At 47.8% G+C, this 15,605-nt stretch carries 13 protein-coding genes; 2 read left to right on the top strand and 11 right to left on the bottom strand.

The features are described from left to right. Window positions 1–84 precede the first annotated feature (84 nt). Entirely contained in the window at window positions 85–243 is a 159-nt protein-coding gene (locus E6W40_RS29355; protein WP_168928802.1) for a hypothetical protein, read from the top strand. A gap of 235 nt (window positions 244–478) precedes the next feature. Further along, complete coding sequence (locus E6W40_RS02210) at window positions 479–1,519, top strand: LCP family protein (RefSeq protein ID WP_136603981.1); 1,041 nt, start codon at window positions 479–481, stop codon at window positions 1,517–1,519. Between the two features lie 95 nt (window positions 1,520–1,614). Here E6W40_RS02210 and E6W40_RS02205 read toward each other — a convergent pair whose 3' ends face one another. From E6W40_RS02205 to arfA, 11 genes are all read right to left on the bottom strand, one after another. Next, on the bottom strand, window positions 1,615–2,001 hold the full coding sequence (locus E6W40_RS02205; protein ID WP_136603980.1) for a rhodanese-like domain-containing protein: 387 nt from the start codon (window positions 1,999–2,001) through the stop codon (window positions 1,615–1,617). Window positions 2,002–2,180: 179 nt separating this feature from the next. Further along, entirely contained in the window at window positions 2,181–3,416 is a 1,236-nt protein-coding gene (gene odhB, locus E6W40_RS02200; protein WP_136603979.1) for a 2-oxoglutarate dehydrogenase complex dihydrolipoyllysine-residue succinyltransferase, read from the bottom strand. Window positions 3,417–3,422: 6 nt separating this feature from the next. Continuing rightward, window positions 3,423–6,299, bottom strand: coding sequence for a 2-oxoglutarate dehydrogenase E1 component (locus E6W40_RS02195; protein ID WP_136603978.1), 2,877 nt, complete (start codon window positions 6,297–6,299; stop codon window positions 3,423–3,425). A gap of 289 nt (window positions 6,300–6,588) precedes the next feature. Then, window positions 6,589–7,473: a DUF72 domain-containing protein gene (locus E6W40_RS02190; protein ID WP_425464904.1), complete on the bottom strand. Its 885-nt coding sequence runs from the start codon at window positions 7,471–7,473 to the stop codon at window positions 6,589–6,591. A 276-nt stretch (window positions 7,474–7,749) separates the two neighbouring features. Then, window positions 7,750–8,724, bottom strand: a complete 975-nt coding sequence (locus tag E6W40_RS02185; protein WP_136603976.1) for a glycoside hydrolase family 43 protein — start codon at window positions 8,722–8,724, stop codon at window positions 7,750–7,752. Between the two features lie 44 nt (window positions 8,725–8,768). After that, window positions 8,769–9,047, bottom strand: coding sequence for a DUF6171 family protein (locus tag E6W40_RS02180; RefSeq protein ID WP_136603975.1), 279 nt, complete (start codon window positions 9,045–9,047; stop codon window positions 8,769–8,771). Between the two features lie 10 nt (window positions 9,048–9,057). Beyond that, window positions 9,058–10,539 carry an alpha-N-arabinofuranosidase gene (locus tag E6W40_RS02175; protein ID WP_136603974.1) on the bottom strand — a complete coding sequence of 494 codons (1,482 nt, stop codon included), beginning with the start codon at window positions 10,537–10,539 and terminating at the stop codon, window positions 9,058–9,060. A gap of 57 nt (window positions 10,540–10,596) precedes the next feature. Continuing rightward, a complete protein-coding gene (locus E6W40_RS02170) occupies window positions 10,597–11,430 on the bottom strand; it encodes a carbohydrate ABC transporter permease (RefSeq protein WP_136603973.1) in 834 nt (277 codons plus the stop codon). 2 nt (window positions 11,431–11,432) lie between these two features. Further along, window positions 11,433–12,326, bottom strand: a complete 894-nt coding sequence (locus E6W40_RS02165; RefSeq protein WP_136603972.1) for a carbohydrate ABC transporter permease — start codon at window positions 12,324–12,326, stop codon at window positions 11,433–11,435. Between the two features lie 72 nt (window positions 12,327–12,398). Then, window positions 12,399–13,733: an ABC transporter substrate-binding protein gene (locus E6W40_RS02160; RefSeq protein ID WP_136603971.1), complete on the bottom strand. Its 1,335-nt coding sequence runs from the start codon at window positions 13,731–13,733 to the stop codon at window positions 12,399–12,401. A 19-nt stretch (window positions 13,734–13,752) separates the two neighbouring features. Beyond that, a complete protein-coding gene (gene arfA / locus E6W40_RS02155; protein ID WP_136603970.1) occupies window positions 13,753–15,279 on the bottom strand; it encodes an arabinosylfuranosidase ArfA in 1,527 nt (508 codons plus the stop codon). Between the last annotated feature and the right edge of the window lie 326 nt (window positions 15,280–15,605).

Raw genomic sequence — 15,605 nt, 5'->3', positions numbered from 1 at the left:
GAAAGATTATCATTGAGAATGAGTTTATGATACAATGATTCTCAGAGAAGCAATTTACAATCAACGGTTAAGGAGTCGACGAGCATGGTGAAAACATCGGCGCAATGCGCAGAGATGCGGATTGACGATTATTTGGATCTTCTGAATCTCGCAAAACAGCTGAATGACATCCGATGGCAAAAGGAAATCATCCGAAAATTGGAACGTCTTAACGATAGACTGCAAACCCCTGCCCTGTACTAGAAGGAATGGTCCCCCTTTATATATAATCCATTCTAAGCTCATTTGAAAAGACGGCACATCAAGTCGTCTTTTTTTGCTGCCTTGATGTTGAAAAATATCGGTTGCTGGCGATTGACATGAGCCCATGTGTTGATTTTTTTTAAGAGAATACTATAAAATAGTTTAATAGCATAAGAAAATTTTGTAAATTGTTGTCCAGCAGCTTGACCCATGACGAACCAAACAGGAGATTTAGATGGAAAATCAAGAGCCGCAAAGGCTGACACGCCCCCGAAAAAAAAAGAAAAAGAAACGCAAAGGAACCTGGCTGCTTATCACGCTTGTTTGCCTCCTACTCATAGCAGGAGCAGGTTACATATTCAGGAAGCAAGCCGCATTACTCGCTTTTGATACCTTAATGAAAGATACCGTTACAGAGACATTGGATCAATCCTACGAAAAAATCGACGAAGAGGTTAAGCCGGATAAGGTTCAAAACCCATTTTCCTTACTCCTGCTTGGAACGGATGAGCGCAAAAATGAACCTGGACGCTCCGATACGGTCATTTATTCTGTCGTACGCCCAGAGGATAGCAAGATTCTTCTTATTTCCATACCACGAGATACATACACCGAGATTGCTGAAGAAAATAAGAAGAGCAAAATTAATGCCGCTTATGCGCGCGGAGGAATTAAACGAAGCGTGGATACGGTTGAAAATCTGGTTGGAAATAATGTCGACTTCTATGCCACCATTAACTTTCAAGGCTTAAAAGACGTGGTCGACAAGCTTGGCGGTGTGCATCTGCCGATTACCAAGGTCATTGAAAACAAGCAGAAGATTCATGAGAAGCTGCGGATCGAGCCTAACAAATCAATTTATGACGGTGACGACGCACTAAGTTATGCCCGCTATCGTGAGGATTCTGATTTTAATCGAACCATGAGACATCGGGTTCTTATTGATGCCGTCATGGCCAGAGCGCTTGAGATCAAAAACATTACGAAAATTCCGGACCTGATCAAGGTCGCCGGAAACAATTTCAAAACCAACATGAACTCCACGTTCATGATCGACCTGGCCAAATCCTTCTATGAAGGCAGCATGCCTACCTTCAGTAACTATATGCTTAAAGGCAAAGGAGCCATGCGTGATTCCATCTGGTATTACGATCCGGATGAGGAGGATATCGAATATATCCGCAAGCTGATTACCAACTGGCATGATCCAAGCACGCCTGCAGACCAGCTGATGCAGCCGTCGATGGAGGATGGTTCAAATGCCAGCGGCCAGTAAATGAAGACAATACCGCTGTGATATGATTAAAAAAGGGCATCTCCAGATCCGACTTACGGAGCTCTGGGGATGCCCTTTTAACGTTGAAGTGTATTCTAACGGATACGTTTTCCAGTCCAGGAAGATATACCGCCCATTAGGTTGTTCACTTCCGGAAAACCGCTCTTCAGCAGCATTTTAGATGCTTGCTTGCTTCTCATGCCGCTCTGGCAATAAATGAAAACATCACTGTCCTTGGTGATTTCTGAAGCTCTGCTTCCAATTTGGGACAGGGGAATGTTGACAGCGCCCGGAATATGCCCTGATTTGAATTCATGGACTTCCCGGACGTCAATCAGATGCTTATGTTTGGACTGCTCCAGCTTCTTGCGAAAGGGTTCGTCACGAAGCTGCACAAGCCCCTTAACAGGTGCGAACATGCGATAGAGCATCCATAAGACGAAGAGTGCCAGTACGATATAAAATATGGTTGATGAAGTCATAAATAATCCCCTTTTCTTCTCTTGGAGCAAAAATATGTGTATGAATTGGCATACCCTATAGGGTATATAAACAGCATAATTCAGTCCTACAGAAAAGTCAACGGATGTACGTTTTTAATACATAGCAAAAAGCCGAACCGCAATGTACGGTTCGGCTTTTTTCATATGATATCGATTGATCAGCCTTCAAGCAGCAAGGATTCTGGATCTTCCAAGAGTTCCTTAACCGTCACGAGGAAGCGGACAGCTTCACTGCCATCCACGATCCGGTGGTCATAAGACAACGCAATGTACATCATCGGACGGTTCTCCGAGCGTTCTGCGTCAATCGCTACCGGACGAAGCTGGATTTTATGCATACCTAGAATACCTACTTGCGGCGCATTCAGGATTGGTGTAGACATCAGGGAACCGAATGTACCACCATTCGTAATCGTGAACGTGCCTCCTTGAAGCTCAGACAATGCCAGAGAGTTATTGCGTGCTTTCGAAGCAAGCGAAGCAATTTCCTTCTCGATTTCGGCAAATCCCAGACGATCCGCGTCACGAACGACCGGAACGACGAGGCCTTCCTTCGCCGATACGGCAATACCGATATCATAATATTTCTTCACGATGATATCCTCACCGTCAATTTCAGCATTCAGATGCGGGAATTTCTTAAGTGCACCCACAACAGCCTTCGTAAAGAAGGACATGAAGCCCAAACCGATCTCATGCTTCTCTTTAAAAGCATCTTTACGGCGTTTGCGGACATCCATGATAGCCGTCATATCCACTTCGTTGAAGGTAGTCAGCATCGCAGCAGTGTGCTGTGCTTCAACCAGGCGCTTCGCAATCGTTGCCCGGCGGCGGGACATGCGTGTGCGCTCAGCCGGTTTGCCTGGCTGGCTTACTTCAGCCGGTGCTGCCGCAGGGGCTGGAGCCGATGGGCGTGGAGCCGGTGCTTCCGTATGACTCTTCACGTTATCCTGGAAGATGCGTCCCTTCGGATCACGGTTAACCTGTTCCAGATCAATGCCTTGCTCGCGTGCAAGCTTGCGTGCTGCCGGTGATGCTGCAAGGTAAGAATCCCCTTCTTTCGCAGATTCAGCCGGTGCAGGAGCACTAGGAGCAGCTGGTGCTGTCTTCTCTTGTGCCTTCGGCTCTTCTTTAGCTGGAGCAGCTGCAGCCGCTTCACCGCCTGCAGAAATTCTGCCCAGAACTTCGCCGATTTGAACGGTGTCACCATCGTTTCTCAAAATCTTCTCGACCACGCCGGATTCCTCGGCACTGATTTCAAGATTGACCTTATCTGTTTCCAGTTCCAGAAGAACATCCCCCTGGTTAACTGCGTCCCCTTCTTTGACATGCCACTTAAAAATAGTTCCCTCTGTGATAGATTCACCCATTGCCGGTACTGTAATTTCGCTCACTGCCTGCTACCTCCCCAGTGCGATGTTATGCTTAATAGATTTTTGGTTCAATGCTGTAGATACGATTTGTTGTTGTTCAAAGCTGTGTATCTGTTGGAAGCCGCTGGCGGTACTCGAACGTTCCGGACGACCGTTGTAATTTACTGGCGTACCTTGTGGTGCCACTCTGCGGAGATGAGGCTCGATATAACGCCAAGCACCCATGTTTTCCGGTTCTTCCTGTACCCACAATATTTCCTTAACATTTGTAAAACGTGCGAGAATCTCACGAACTTCTTGTTCAGGGAATGGGTAAAGCTGTTCTACACGGAGGATATGCAGCCAATCCTTCGCTTCTTCTTCTTTATCGAGTGCTTCCTCAAGCTCCACGGCAATTTTACCGCTGCAGAGAACTAGGCGCTCAACACGCTCAGGATTTCCGCCAAGACCTTGTTGTTCAAGCACACGCTTGAAGTGTCCTTCGCTAAGCTCCTGTCCGTTTGATGCAACACGCGTGTTACGGATGAGGCTTTTCGGCGACATCACGATCAGCGGGCGTGCATCTTCACTTTCGGTCAATGCTGCCTGACGGCGAAGCAAGTGGAAGTACTGAGCTGCACTGGACAGATTAACAACGGTAAAGTTCTCTTCGCCGCCAAGCTGGAGGAAACGTTCCAGACGTGCACTGGAGTGCTCTGGTCCCTGTCCTTCATAACCGTGAGGAAGCAGCATTACCAGACTTGATTTTTGTCCCCATTTAGAACGTCCAGCCGAGATGAACTGGTCCGTGATCACCTGCGCGCAGTTCGCGAAATCACCAAACTGGGCTTCCCAGATGACAAGCGTCTCTGGAGAATATACGTTGTATCCATATTCAAATCCGAGCACCGAAGCCTCGGAAAGCGGGCTGTTGTAGATCGCAAAGGATGCCTTCGCCTGCGGAAGCTCGTGAATCGGGCAGAAGGTCGAACCGTTCTTCGTATCATGCAGCACCAGGTTACGGTGTGCGAACGTCGCACGTTCGGCATCCTGGCCTGTAAGACGGATCGGCTTACCGTCAGCAATAATGCTTGCGAAGGCCAGCGTTTCCGCTAGACTCCAGTCTACCTTTTCACCATCGTTTAATGCGGATTCGCGGCGTTCCAGAATACGCTGCAGCTTCGGATAGACATTAAAGTCGGCCGGACGTTTCAGCAGATCCGTATTGATTTCACGCAGCGTGTTCAGAGGCACGCCCGTCTTAATCGCCTTGATCCGGTCTTCAGCAGGTGTTTGCTGATGAGAATTCGCCGGCTCCTGCTCTAGATCCTTAATCTTGTCGTAAGCATCCTTCATGCGGTTTTGAACCTGCTGAATCATATCATTGGACTGCTCTTTATTCACCACGCCTTTTTGGTTCAGTACATCTGCATAGATGCTGACAACACGCGGGTGGCTCTTCACTTTGTTATAAATGAGCGGCTGCGTAGTATCCGGATCATCCGTTTCATTATGTCCGTATCGGCGGTAGCCGACCAGATCAATCAGGAAGTCCTTCTTAAATTTATTGCGGTATTCGCTCGCAAGGCGGATGGCGGACATACATGCTTCCGGATCATCAGCATTCACATGGACGATCGGAATCTCGTAGCCCTTCGCCAGGTCACTTGCATAATGAGTCGAACGGGAATCCCGGCTTTCGGTCGTGAAACCGATGTTGTTGTTGGCGATGATATGGATCGTACCGCCGTTTTGGAAGCCAGGAAGCTTGTTGAAGTTCAGTGTTTCCGCCACAATGCCTTCGCCAGGGAAGGCGGAGTCGCCGTGAATCAGAACTGTCGCGGCCTTGTTCACATCCTGCTGCGGATAGCCTGGCTGCGTGCGGTCTTCCTGCGCTGCGCGGGCAAAGCCTTCAACAACCGGATTGACAAACTCAAGGTGACTCGGGTTATTCGCAAGCGTAATCCGGGTCTGCACGACACTGCCATCCTTCAGGACACGTTTTGCGCCCAGATGGTATTTCACGTCGCCGGTCCAGCCGAAGTTGATGCCCATCGAGCCTTCCGAAGGGAACAGCTTCTTGTTTGGCGAATGGTGGAATTCAGAGAAAATCTTATCGTATGGCTTGCCGAGTACATGAGCCAGAACGTTCAAACGGCCGCGGTGTGCCATACCCATCAGGATATGCTCTGCGCCTTCGTCGGACATGATGCGTACCATTTCGTCGAGCATTGGAACCAGCACGTCATTACCTTCAATAGAGAAGCGTTTCTGTCCTACAAAGGTACGGTGCAGGAATTCCTCGAACTGCTCAACTTCGATCAGTCTCTCAAGCAGGTTCGTTTTCTCCGACTCACTCAGGGGAGCAGGGAAAATTCCGCTTTCGACATGACGGTTCAGCCATACGCGCTCTTCCGTGTCATGCACATGGCTGAATTCAAAGGCAATGGTTCCTGTATATGTTTGACGCAGCTTCTGGATGGCTTCCCAACCGGTTCTAACATTCTCAGGCGCCCCGTCCCAGATCAGGGATGCAGGGAAAGCCGTTAGATCGGACTGACTCAGTCCGTATTGTTCAGGTTCAAGTATGCGTGTGTCCGGCTTCGGAATGATGCCGAGTGGATCGATGTCTGCAGCCAGATGGCCGTATGCACGGATATTCCATACAAGCTTACCGGCATCCACACCCTTCTTCAGCATGCTGCTGTCGATTGGCGCGCTGGCGGATGCTGCGTTTACCGGTGCCAGTGCAGCCGGCGCAATTGGAGGTGCGCCCCACATCTGAAACACTTTGCGGAACGTTTCATCCACAGAATCAGGATCTTTCACGTAACGTTCATACTGTTCCTGAACATATCCCAGGTTGGGGCCGTAGTAGTTTTCCCAGGCTCCCTGCGTTTGTGTGTCATTCTTATTGGTTATCATCGCTAAAGTGATACCTCCGCCTTGATTTTTTAATAGTCATATAGAATGAGTTGACCTTCGAACCATTCTTCTATGCGTTGGACGGAAATCTGAAAAAATGATTCTTGTAAGCCGTTTCACCATAAATGAAAGCGGCTCAACTTCTATTATAAACATATCTTCTCCATACCTGAAATAACCATTTAATATAGTTATGATCTAAAAAACAGATCAATCAGGACAAAAGGGCATTTTACATATGACAATGTTTACAACACGGGTCATATCTTCCATAAAACTTATAGGTTCTTTAATCTTCAAAAAGCATCAATTGGTCTGGAGGCAGCTCGGGAGCATCCAAATTCAATAAATTCATCAGCTGTATAGCATTACCCGCAGCGTCACCGCCGGAGTTATTATTAAATATGACCCAGCAGTTTTGGGTCGATTCGAGTAATTTGTTAATATTTCCCTCCCATTCCATAAGTTCTTGCTCATTGTACCGGTACAGGTATCTGACCTCCCGCCAATTGGGCTGTCCGCTCGAATGCCACCCGGCTGCATTCCGGCCATGAAGGCGGACGAGTGTGAAATCGTCCCGAGTCGGTTCAAGAATCATCGGTACGGACCCTTCGCCAGCCTGCGGTTCATCGCAAATCGAATGAATCCAGCCTTCCTCCCTCATAAAAGCGAGTGTCTTGTCCATCATTTCCCCATGGAACCAGCTTTGATGCCGAAATTCGAGAGCCAGCGGAAATCCGTCCATCCATTCCCGGGTTCTGCGCAGCATTTCAACATGCTTCCGATCACAATCAAACCATGGCGGATACTGAAACAATATCGCCCTCAGCTTGCCCGCCTTCTGCATCTCTTCTGCCGACTCCCGAAAAGCCTGAAACATGGACCTGGTGTCCGCAAAGGGGATTTTCCCACGGGCATGTCCCGTCATTCCCTGATATGCTTTGACAATAAAACCGAAGGAATCGGGCGTCTGTTCGCTCCATTTCTGCATTCTTTCCGGTGAAGGCACAGCATAAAAGGAGCTGTCAAGCTCCACAATCGGAAATCGGTTGCTGTATACCTGAAGCTTCTCTCCCGCTTTGGTCCCTTTTGGATAAATTTCATCATGATCTCCCCAGCCCGAAAGGCCGATTTGAACATTTTTATCATCCAGCTCTGTATGGTTCAACGGCAATCGACTCCATCATGTCTTAGTATGACCAACTATTTTCTTCCAATAACTTTATTCCTCTATAATACCCTTTAACCTTAAACAGCCATAATCCATCATAAAATGCGGAATTCGTGTTATTTCATGCTCCGCTCAGTTCCTTCCAACATATAATCGCCTTCTGCAATAGTATACATTTTATTCGCATGCAGGTTCATATCAGCCGTTATGATGCAATAATTCACAAAAAAAGAGCCCGCTGTTTTGAAAGCGGACCCTTTTATCGGCATTAGCTTAGTTTTACTTCATTTCCTTAACCGGTGCATCCGGAGCCGGAACACCGAAGTCTGGCATCCCGTCCTCATTCCAGGTAAACATCTGAGCTCTGGTATGGCGGTTTGGATCATACAGCGGATCACCTGTAATTTCTTTATAATTACGGGCATGATACACGATCACATCTTTTCCATCCTCCGAAACCGTAAAGCTGTTATGCCCCGGTCCATATTGACCATTTTCTTCCGATGTCTGGAATACGGGCTGAGATGATTTCACCCAGGAAGCAGGATTCAGCAGGTCGGACGATTCATCCGCATACAGCAGGCCCATGCAATAGTTGTGATCCGTAGCACTGGCTGAGTAACTGATATAAATGCGCCCATTCCGCTTCAGAACCGCTGCTCCCTCATTGACTTTAAAACCAATGATTTCCCAAGGGTATTCCGGAGTCGAGATCATCACCTGTTCCCCCGTTAACGTCCACGGATTGCTCATGACCGAGATATACAGATTCGAATTCCCCTCGATTTCCGGATCCTTTTGCGCCCATACGTAGTACAGGACGTCATGATGTTTAAACGTGGTTGCGTCCAGAGCGAACGATTCCCATTTTGTACGAATCTGTCCCTTTTCAACCCATTGCCCTTCCATTGGATTGGCCGAGTCATTCTCCAGCACGTACATCCGGTGATCGAATAAGCCAGCTTTTGTCTCCGTCGTCCGTGCAGCTGCAAAATAGATGTACCATTTGCCGCTTATATAGTGAAGCTCCGGCGCCCAGATATTCGCGCTGAGCGGGCCGCTGTCATATTTTCGCCATGCCACTGTTGGCTCAGCTTCACCCAATCCCTGCAGGGTTCGGGATCTGCGAATCTCAATCCGGTCATACTCTGGCACGGAAGCTGTAAAGTAGTAATAATGATCGCTGTGCTTATACACCCACGGGTCGGCTCGCTGCCATACGATAGGATTGTTGTATTCCTGGTTTGTATTCATGTTGGTTTCTCCTTTATGTAGCACAGTTTAGTCTGGATTGGAATTCACAGGGCTGCCGACGAATCCCATTTCGGAACGAGAGGAAACGGGCAGACAGACTCCTGCAAGCGGGCCCTTACGGCAACCAGGCAGCCGCAATAGCGGCAGGTGGTTCCATACTGGAGGCCAGGGCATTGCTGACATTGCTCCATACGCCATGCGTATTCTTCGTCCGGCACGCTTTCTCTGCCACGGGTCGCAATTTCCACAAGCCGTTCCAATTTTTCAGATGAGATCTGAACACTCTCCATGCATCCTCTACACTGATTCTGACGCTGCTCCATCAAAGCCACCTTATTTCAGATCCAGAACAACTACCGAGGCAGGCGGAAGTTCAACAATCAGCTCGCCTTCTTCCAGCTTGGCCCCGGTAAATGTCACCGGTGCAACCTCGTTAGGATGTTGGAATGTGTTATGGGCATTCAGTGAAGAATGTGCAAGGATGGTACCTGTCACCTGCTTGTCTTCCACTCCTTCCAGAAGGCAGCGGACTGAAACACTTTCCGCATGATGAAGGTTACAGATGGACAAGTGAATGACGCCATTGGCATCCACAGAAGCGGACATGTTAATCTGCGGAATCATCTCTGCTCCATGTTTATACATTGGACTATCAAACGATACATCCAACAGCTCGGCATCCTGATGTACTTTATACATATGAAATACATGGTACGTCGGAGTGAGCAGCATCTGATCTCCCTCTGTCAGCACCATGGCTTGCAGCACATTGACCACTTGGGCGATGTTTGCCATTTTCACGCGTTGACTGTACTTGTGGAAAATGTTGAGATTGGTACCGGCGATCAATGCATCGCGAAGCGTATTTTGCTGATACAGGAATCCCGGATTCGTGCCCGGCTCGACATCATACCAGCTGCCCCATTCATCAATAATGAGCCCGACTCTGCCTTCAGGATCGTATTTATCCATGATTTTGGAATGCTTGACGATGAGTTCTTCCATATACAACGTGTTCTTCATCGTGGAGAACCACGCATCCACACCGTATTCCGTTGCAGAACCTTTGCTTCCGGACCACTCGCCCGTAGGCAGTGTATAGTAGTGCAGGCTGAGACCATCCATCAGTCCTGCGGCTTCACGCATCAGGACCTCTGTCCAGTGATAGTCGGCGGTATTGGGTCCGCAAGCGATTTTATATATCCGGTTACCGCCGTAATTTCGGACATAGGTAGAATAGTGGCGGTACAGATCCGCGTAGTATTCCGGCCTCATATTCCCGCCGCAGCCCCAGTTTTCGTTCCCCACACCGAAAAAGGGCAGCTTCCACGGCTCCTCACGCCCATTTTCCTTACGCAGGCTGGCCATCGGCGATTCTCCGTCAAGAGTCATATATTCCACCCACTGCTGCATTTCCCGTACGGTGCCGCTGCCCACGTTTCCGCTGATGTAGGGCTCGGTTTGCAGCAGCTCGCATAAGCGCAAAAATTCATGCGTACCGAAGTGGTTATTTTCCTCCACGCCCCCCCAGTGATTGTTAATCATCCGTGCCCGCTTTGATTTGGGGCCGATGCAGTCCATCCAGTGGTATTCATCCGCAAAACAGCCGCCAGGCCAGCGCAGTACCGGTATATTCAGATTCTGAAGTGCCTTCAGAACATCATTGCGGTAACCCTCCGTATTCGGGATGGGCGAATCTTCTCCTACCCATATGCCTTCATAGATGCATCGGCCGAGATGCTCGGCAAATTGTCCGTACAAATAACGGCTGATCGTCCCATGGGTCTGCTGCTTGTTAATATGCATTTTAATCATCAAATCTTCCTCGCTCTCTGCCAGTTGTTTTATTGAAAATCATTTTTTTAAAACGGTCTAGCCTTTAACCGCACCTGCCGTCATGCCATCGATAAAGTATTTCTGGAAGGCGACGAACAGGATGAAGATGGGGATAATCGAAAAGAAGGACCCTACGATAAGCAGATCATAGTTGTTGCCGTAAGGAGTAAGCAGCGTCTTCAGACCAATGGGCAGCGTGTACTTTCTATCATCGCTGAGAACCATGAACGGCCACAGGAAATTGTTCCAGCTGTTCATTCCGTTCAAAATCGCCATGGCTGCAAACGACGGCTTCATGATCGGCAAAATCAGACGAATGTATATTCCGTATTCGGAGGCGCCATCCACACGGCCTGCCGAAATAATTTCCTTGGGAATGCCACTGAGATATTGTCTAAAGAAGAAAATCGTGGCCGCACTCGCGACCCCGGGCAAAATAATCGCAGAGTAAGAGTTCATCAGTCCAATGTTGAAAATCAGCGTATAGAGCGGAAGCAGCAAAATCTCAAATGGAACCATCATAATGAGTAGCACACATATAAAAAGAATGTTTTTTCCCTTAAATTCATATGCCGAAAAGCCATAGGCCACCGTCGCGCTAACAATCAGCGTCAGAGCAACCTGAGCAACCGTCAAAAATAAGGAATTAAAGAACCATGTAAAATAGGCATGATCTCCCGTAAACAAATAAGCGAAGTTATCCAGGCTCATCACGGACAGATCAAACCGCAGGTTAAGACCGTAGCGGATGAGATCCCCGCCTGGCTTAAACGAGGCAATCGTTACCGCATAGAATGGAATGAGAATAAGAAGACCCACAACCGCAAAAAAGATAAAGAGGACTGTTTTCAACACCATATCCTTTTTCATGCTTAATCCTCCTTCTTAAACATTCCGGAGAATGCCAGTTGAGTCAGGTTGATAATCATCGTGATGGCAAGCAGTACAATGCCGACTGCCGCCGCATAGCCCAGATTATTCTTCTCGATCCCTTGACGATACAAATACCCCACGATGGTAAGACCGATATTTTTGGGGGAGTTGTTTCCGTTCCACAGCATCATGCTCTCGATGAACATCGCAAGACCGGCGTAGATACTTATCGTAAGGACGTAAATCGAAGTGGGTTTAAGCAGCGGCATCGTGATTTTCGTGAACTTCTGGAACCTGGATGCACCGTCAATCGATGCAGCTTCGTAATAGTCATCCGGAATATTCTTGAGCCCCGAAAGGAAATAAAGCATATTCACCCCGGTCCATCTCCATGTGGCGAGCGCCACCAAAGCAATATATCCTGTTACCTGTCCTTTCAAAAACTTCATGGGTTCGATGCCGAAGAGGCCGAGGATGCTGTTGATCATCGAGCCTTCCATCTCACCAAACATCAGCCGGAAAATCGTACCCGCTACAACAACCGAAGTGAGCGCCGGGAAGAAGAAGGAAGATTTAAAAAATTCCCTTGCCCACATCAGCTTACTGTTGATCAGTACGGCAAACAGCATTGGAAACGGAATCAAAATGACAAGTGTCAGCACCATGTATATCGCGCTGTTAGCGACTGCTTTGAAAAAGGTCTTGTCACCCATGAGCTTGGTATAATTATCAAAGCCCACCCACTGCGCATCCTGTCCAAGCGTCACCTTTTGAAAGCTCATGCTCAGAGAACTCCCTAGCGGATATACCCAGAAAATAAGAAAAATCAAAATGAATGGCAGCACGAACACATAAGGAGCAACTTTTTGCGAATACAGAAATCTTTTTATCATAGCCTCCTACCCCTTTTGGAAAGAGAGCTACTCTGGTACAGAGCAGCTCTCAAGTTTTGGTACCATGATTGCTTATTTCAATTCTTGCTCGATTTGCGCCTGAGCATCATCCAGTGCTTTCTTGATGTCTTTTCCGTCCTCAAAGATCTCGTTTAGGGTCACTGTGCAGAGTATGTTATTGATGGTAGGACTGGCTGGAGTGGATTTGATAAGCTTAATTTCACTTTTAATGTCATTCAGTACGTCAAACGGGTTGTTGACGAAATACTTAACGAACTTGTTTTCCGGATTATGGGTCACATCCTTCATATCCCATACGTCCATATTGATCGGATCAAATCCGAGCGTATTCCAAATTTCAATATTGGCATCAAGGGAGAGCTTGGCATATGCAATGAATTCTTTAGCCAGTTGAACGTCTTTGGCTGTTTTGGTTACAACGGTTGCCGTACCTCCACCGCCATAAGAGCGCGGCATGCCCTTCTCGATGACAGGAATCGGTGCAATGGCGATTTTGCCGGAAAGGTCAGCCATGTAGTTGGTGTAACGGGACATCTCCCATAGCGGCATGAATGCGGTAGCATAATTCCCTGAATTGAATTCGCCATAAGCCTCTTCAGTATCCGGCTGGCCGCCTGCTATGGTTGCAATCACGTTGTTGTCCTTCAGATCCTTCAGGATGGAAAGCCCCTTGATCATTTGCTCGGAATTCACTTTCGGATTACCAGCCTCATCGGTAAAATCAGCTCCCTGCTGGGCAAGCATCATGGATTCCTGCCATGTGGCACTGGTGTCTGCAGTTCCCATGTACTTGCCGGTTTTCTCGTAGACCTGCATGCCCGCTTTCTTGAAATCATCCCAGGTGACGATGGTTTTATAATCAACGCCTGCTTCCTTCAGAATTTCCGTGTTGTAAAAAGCAACGGAGGCTCCGACATGCGTGGACAACCCGTAAACGGTCCCATCTTTGCTGTACAGATCCAGCTGTGATTGGACAACGGTGTCTTTGTACGGTTTCACCACATCGTCCAGAGGCTCAAGCTGCGGAGTGCCCTTCATGAAGTCGGGGTATTTGCCAAGCTCGATGTCCGCAATATCCGGCGCGCCTACCCCGGTCTGAACAGCAATCGACAGCTTGTTGTGCATGTCATCGTATGGCATAACGGTTACATTCAGCTTGATCTGGCGGTCCGGATTTGCTTTGTTCCATTTTTCAAGCATTTTCTCAAAGTGCTGTCCATGCAGTTCTACAAATGTCCAATAAGATAATTCCGTTGCGCTTTCCCCCGCCCCGGCGTCCAGCACCGAGGTTTCCCCTTTGGAAGACGAGGACGACTTGGCGCCGCATCCCCACAAAAGCGATGTCATCGTAAGCACCAGCAGTGTAACCAACCATTTTTTCTTCATACTTGACCCTCCTGCATTTTTATTTGTCGTCATAAGTCTTTTTCAAACGTATAACATTCCAGGAAGCTGCGGATAAGCGGGCGTGGAGTAATCCATCCCTGCATACTGCCCCTCCTCCGGAATGAGGTTTAACTTTTTCTTCGGCTGCGGTATTTACCGCCTTCAAATCCTCGTGCTCCAGAACGATATGTTCAACCAGCTGGTAGCCGGCGAAGCTGCGGACATCGCATTCCAAATCCAGCGGATCGGTCAGATTGCGGTTCAGGGCAAAGATAGTCAGTTCTTCCTCGGCTTCGTTATGAACAACAGCACTATCCAAATAAGGAACATCTGTATAGTCCTGAGCATCGTATTTCGGTGAGTTGATGATTGGCTGTAGTGATGTGCCGCGTCCAAACAGCGAAGCGTGAAGGTATGGATAAAATATCGTCTGCTTCCAGGCCCGGCCGCCAGCTTCCGTCATGATGGGTGCGATGACGTTGACCAGCTGCGCCAGACAGGCCATTTTGACACGGTCTGCGTGGCGGATCATCGTAATTAACATACCGCCGACAAGCAGAGCATCTTCAAAATTATAAATATCCTCCAGCTGCGGAGGACCTACGCCCCAAGGCTCGATTTGGGTATCCGCTTCGTTCGAATGGTACCAGACATTCCATTCATCGAAGCTGAGATACATCGTTTTTTTGCTGCGTTTTTTCGCTTTGATATAATCACATGTGGCCGTAACCGTCCGGATAAAATGCTCCATATCCATCGTTCTTGCCAGGAAGTTTGCTGAATCTCCATCTCTATTGCCATAGTACTGGTGTAAAGATATGTAATCGGCAACCTCGTAGGTGTGATCGAGTGTGACAGCTTCCCATTCTGGAAAGGTCGGCATCCCGGTACTTGAGCTCCCACAAGAGACAAGTTCGATATTGGGATCAACCAGACGCATAGCCTTTGCGGTCTCATATGCCAATCTCCCGTATTCTACGGGTGTCTTCTGTCCGATCTGCCAAGGACCGTCCATTTCATTGCCGAGACACCAGGTTTTCACCCGATGAGGCTGTTCGTATCCATGACTGCGGCGCAGATCACTGTAGTAGCTTCCGGAAGGATGATTGCAATATTCAAGCAGGTTGCGGGCTGCATCCACACCCCGGGTTCCCAGATTGACTGCCATCATTACCTCTGAGCCGACTTCCTTCGCCCAGCTCATGAATTCATTCGTTCCTACATCGTTCGGTTCCGTCGTTCTCCAGGCCAATTCAAGACGCTTGGGCCGAAGATTCGCTGGACCAACGCCATCTTCCCAGTTATATCCCGACACGAAATTGCCCCCAGGATATCGGATAATCGGGACCCCCAGCTCCCGGACAAGCTGCTTCACATCTCCGCGAAAACCAAGGCTGTCTGCCATTGAATGGGAAGGCTCATAAATTCCGCTATATACCGCCCGTCCCAAATGCTCTATAAATGATCCATATATGCGATTATCAATTTCTGCGATTCTAAAGGCCTTATCTACGATAACCCTTGCCTTCTGTGCTGTGGATGACATTTAATCATCACCTTTCCATTTAATTTATATTTATATAAAACATTTTACGTTTTATTAAATGAATCCGCTTACAGGTATAAAATAACATATGGAAAATGGAATGTAAACGATAAAGTATAAATCTTTTTAGGTTTTTATAAAATTAATTTTTATTTCAATGGATATAGTCATGAAATTCTTGCTAAACTCTCGAATTAGGCTTACTTTTCACATTATATTTCAATTTAGTTTAAAACAAACATAGATAATACACATCTAGACATTAACAAATCGTGATATTCTAGCAAAAAAAGATTGAATACTATCTTTAACGACTACGTTAGTTT

It is taken from the genome of Paenibacillus dokdonensis (assembly GCF_004916975.1).
In the GTDB taxonomy this organism is placed as follows: domain Bacteria; phylum Bacillota; class Bacilli; order Paenibacillales; family Paenibacillaceae; genus Paenibacillus_AQ; species Paenibacillus_AQ dokdonensis.
Note: the sequence above shows the minus strand (reverse complement) of the source record. Positions and strands in the feature narration are given on the sequence as shown.

What these genes read in the sequence shown, in the direction of transcription:
- E6W40_RS02210 (WP_136603981.1), top strand. Translation starts at nt 479, where the DNA reads ATGGAAAATCAAGAGCCGCAAAGGCTGACACGCCCCCGAAAAAAAAAG.
- E6W40_RS02185 (WP_136603976.1), bottom strand. Translation starts at nt 8,724, where the DNA reads ATGAATACAAACCAGGAATACAACAATCCTATCGTATGGCAGCGAGCC.
- E6W40_RS02175 (WP_136603974.1), bottom strand. Translation starts at nt 10,539, where the DNA reads ATGATTAAAATGCATATTAACAAGCAGCAGACCCATGGGACGATCAGC.
- E6W40_RS02195 (WP_136603978.1), bottom strand. Translation starts at nt 6,299, where the DNA reads ATGATAACCAATAAGAATGACACACAAACGCAGGGAGCCTGGGAAAAC.
- E6W40_RS02170 (WP_136603973.1), bottom strand. Translation starts at nt 11,430, where the DNA reads ATGAAAAAGGATATGGTGTTGAAAACAGTCCTCTTTATCTTTTTTGCG.
- E6W40_RS02165 (WP_136603972.1), bottom strand. Translation starts at nt 12,326, where the DNA reads ATGATAAAAAGATTTCTGTATTCGCAAAAAGTTGCTCCTTATGTGTTC.
- E6W40_RS02180 (WP_136603975.1), bottom strand. Translation starts at nt 9,047, where the DNA reads ATGGAGCAGCGTCAGAATCAGTGTAGAGGATGCATGGAGAGTGTTCAG.
- arfA (WP_136603970.1), bottom strand. Translation starts at nt 15,279, where the DNA reads ATGTCATCCACAGCACAGAAGGCAAGGGTTATCGTAGATAAGGCCTTT.
- E6W40_RS29355 (WP_168928802.1), top strand. Translation starts at nt 85, where the DNA reads ATGGTGAAAACATCGGCGCAATGCGCAGAGATGCGGATTGACGATTAT.
- E6W40_RS02160 (WP_136603971.1), bottom strand. Translation starts at nt 13,733, where the DNA reads ATGAAGAAAAAATGGTTGGTTACACTGCTGGTGCTTACGATGACATCG.
- E6W40_RS02205 (WP_136603980.1), bottom strand. Translation starts at nt 2,001, where the DNA reads ATGACTTCATCAACCATATTTTATATCGTACTGGCACTCTTCGTCTTA.